1 protein-coding gene, 1 tRNA gene and 1 pseudogene are annotated in these 2,773 nt (G+C 67.3%); 1 reads left to right on the top strand and 2 read right to left on the bottom strand.

Going from position 1 to position 2,773, the window contains the following annotated elements; genetic code table 11:
• On the bottom strand, nucleotides 1–1,819 hold a 1,819-nt coding region (locus B7767_RS01245; RefSeq protein WP_085570444.1), incomplete at its 3' end, for a glycosyltransferase family 2 protein.
• A 467-nt stretch (nucleotides 1,820–2,286) separates the two neighbouring features.
• Nucleotides 2,287–2,360: transfer RNA gene (locus B7767_RS01240), tRNA-Lys, on the bottom strand.
• 206 nt (nucleotides 2,361–2,566) lie between these two features.
• Here B7767_RS01240 and B7767_RS47215 point away from each other — a divergent pair.
• Nucleotides 2,567–2,773: pseudogene (locus tag B7767_RS47215) on the top strand (hypothetical protein); the annotation flags it as partial.

The raw sequence follows: 2,773 nt of genomic DNA, 5'->3' as shown, positions 1-2,773 counted from the left end.
CGCCCCCGGCGTGGGCGCCGGGCTTCTTCCGGTCCTGCCGCATGCCGTGCCGCCAGGCGAACATCGGCGCGGCGGTGATCAGCAGGGCGAAGGTCGCCCAGATCACCATCGCCGGGTGCGAGTGCCCGTAGACGAAGCCCGCGGCGATGGAGCCGGCGAAGATCAGGATGAAGTACCAGTGGTACCGGAAGGTTCCGAACCAGGTGTCCGGGCTGGCCGAGTCACCCTTGGGGGTGACCACGAACTTGCTCTTCTTGCGCAGGACGGAGTCGATCAGCGCCTTCGCGTACAGCGGCGCCGACAGCGCGGACATCACCATGCCGGCCACACCGCCGGAGCCCTCGGGCTCGTGCGGCGAGACGTTGTGCCGGCGGTTCCAGACGTACAGGCCGATCTGCAGGGCGGAGGCGTTGCCGTAGAGCATCAGCCAGACCGCCGGGTCGATGTTCACGCCCGAGGCGCCCAGGCCCAGGAACAGCGCACAGCTCAGCGCCGCCAGGATCCAGTTCAGGGCCGACATCGGATAGAAGATGATCATCATCGTGTAGTTGAAGAGCTTGCTCGGCGGGAGCGAGTAGAAGCCCTTCCAGTACTGCCCGATGATCGTCTCGTACGTACCGCGCGACCAGCGCATCTGCTGGGTGAAGAAGTCGGTCCAGGCGTTGGGGCCCTCACCGACCGCGAGCACGTCCGGGGTGTAGACCGAGCGCCACTTCTTCCCCGTCTCCGGGTTCCTGTGGCGGTGCATCTCGAAGCCGGTGGCCATGTCCTCGGTGATCGAGTCGTACAGGCCGCCGATCTGCTTCAGCGCCTTGATGCGCACGGCGTTGGAGGTGCCCACGAACATCGGCGAGCCGTAGCGGTTGCCGGCGCGCTGGATCAGCGCGTGGAAGAGGAACTGCTGGGACTCGGCGGCCTTGGTGACGAAGTTGTCGTAGTTGCCGTAGACCTGCGGGCCGATGACGAAGCCGACGTCCGGGTCGCGGAAGAAGCCGAGCATCCGCTCCAGGTAGTTCGGCAGCGGCACGTGGTCGGTGTCGACCGAGGCGAAGTAGTCGTAGTCGTCGCCGTGCGCGTCCAGCCAGGCGTTGTAGTTGCCGTGCTTGGTCTTCGCGCGGTGCGCGCCCTTCTTCTGGTTCCACTTCGCGACGCCCTTGCGGGAGAAGTGGTGCACGCCCAGGCGCGCGCAGACCTCCTTCACCTCGGGGTCGTCGCCCTCGTCGAGCAGCCAGACGTGCATCAGGCCCCGGTGGCGGATCCTGACGGCCGCCTCCAGGGTCTTCGTCACCATCTCCAGCGGCTCCTTGCCGGGCACGAAGGAGGTGAGGAAGGCGACCCGGGTGCCGGTCTCGGGCACCACCGGGATCGGGTCGCGGGCGACCAGCGTGGCGTGCGCGTTCGACAGCACGTTCATGCAGCGGAAGAACTCGATCAGACCGATCGAGACGAGCATGACGACGTCGAGGGCGGGCAGCCACTCGAACTCCACGTAGTCCCGCTCGGTCCAGTGCGCGGGCTGGAGCAGCCAGAACAGCAGCACCAGCGACAGCACCGGGGCGGCGGCCAGCATCAGCGCGATCCGGATGCGGTGCGGCTCCTGCGAGATCAGCGAGCGGTACTGCACCTTGTACGGTTTGTTCGGATCGGGCTGGGTGAGGGGGCCCGAGAGCCGGCTGTAGTGCTCGTAGTCGTATCTCGGCAGCGTCTTCTTGATCCGGCGGAACGCGCCCGTGTTCCAGTTCCGATGGCCGGGCACCCTGAGCTGGGTGGTCTGGGACGGGTCGTCGTCCCTCTGGGCGCCCGTCGGCGTCGACGTCATGAGTCATCCCCCCAACACACGGCGGTCGCCGCGTGCTTCGTCGCTTCCTTACGTCCGATCCGGTCCCCCTCGACCGTCACGGACGTATCAGTGGTAGACCGCTGTCACCACGTCACCCACACCTTATAGACACGGCACAGCGCTGTTCCGGTTGCATGATGCTCCCCTCGGCACCGCTTCATGAAGCGGGACCCCTCATCCCGCATCACCAGCAACCGGTTTCTTGCCCCCCAATCACCGCGAACCCGCAGTAACTTGAAGAACCCAGGTTCTACGGTGCCCATCATGATCGCAAGACACGAAACACGGTGTTCACCGGCCATACGGGATCATTGTGGCCGGTGGGGGAGAGCCACGGGGCCGATGTTGCATACGTGCGCCGAGTGGGTTGCGTTCAACGGTCGCGAGGAGGTATCCGGCCAAAAACCGACGGGCCCCTCGTGTGCACGAGGAGCCCGTCGGGTCGGTGCGCCGCCAGGGACTCGAACCCCGGACCCGCTGATTAAGAGTCAGCTGCTCTAACCAACTGAGCTAGCGGCGCGCGCTGACGGCGTAACTCTACAGGACCCCGGCGGGTGCTCCCGACCGCCGGCCGTCCGGCCGCCGTCCGGGGTCCACGCCCGGCGGGGCCCGGTCGGCCGCCCGTACGTCATTCGGACCGTCAACATGCGCGCGCGGAGGACGGTTGCGAAACTGGCCGTCGTGCACGGACGTGGTGAAATCGACCGGGAGTGTGAGGAGAATCGCATGGAGTCTCCGGTATTCGAGGAAATCGATCCGGCGGACGACTGCGAATGTCCCGGCTGCGCGCACTGGCGACGCGTTCTGCCGCATTCCCGGACCGGACGCTTTCCGGGCCATCCGGCGGCGGCGCACCGGACCGCTCTCGTCGTGGCCGTCGCGGCGTCGGCCGCGGTCGCCGCGCCAGCGGCCGCCGTCCCCCAGGCCCAGCGG

Source organism: Streptomyces sp. 13-12-16 (assembly GCF_002114215.1).
Lineage (GTDB): Bacteria > Actinomycetota > Actinomycetes > Streptomycetales > Streptomycetaceae > Streptomyces.
This window is presented reverse-complemented; position numbering and strand designations above follow the sequence as displayed.